Raw genomic sequence first — 526 nt, 5'->3', positions numbered from 1 at the left:
TCGAGGATCTGCACCTTGTGGTGCTTCTCCATCGTCGAGGCCACGCCGCGCATCATCAGGATGGCCTTCGGCTCGTCCGGCTCGTCGACCTGCACGCTCTGGAAGCGCCGCGTCAGCGCCGGGTCCTTCTCGATGTACTTCTTGTACTCGGCGAAGGTGGTCGCGCCGATCGTGCGCAGCTGGCCGCGCGCGAGCGCCGGCTTCAGCAGGTTGGCGGCGTCGCCGGTGCCGGCCGCGCCGCCGGCGCCCACCAGCGTGTGCGTCTCGTCGATGAACAAAATGATGGGCTTGGCGCTCGCCTGCACCTCGTCGATCACCGAGCGCAGCCGCTGCTCGAACTCGCCCTTCATGCTGGCGCCGGCCTGCAGCAGGCCGACGTCGAGCGCGCGCAGCTCCACGTCCTTCAGCGCCGGCGGCACGTCGCCGCGCGCGATGCGCTGCGCGAAGCCTTCGACGATGGCCGTCTTGCCGACGCCGGCCTCGCCKACCAGGATCGGGTTGTTCTGGCGGCGGCGCATCAGGATGT

General features: G+C 69.9%; 1 protein-coding gene. It reads right to left on the bottom strand.

The genetic code is table 11. From position 1 onward, the window contains the following. Positions 1–526 (bottom strand): AAA family ATPase (locus AC1D15_RS36560; RefSeq protein ID WP_477829943.1); only part of this gene is annotated, 526 nt, incomplete at both ends.

Source organism: Rhizobacter sp. P2_H2 (genome assembly GCF_056403375.1).
This window is presented reverse-complemented; position numbering and strand designations above follow the sequence as displayed.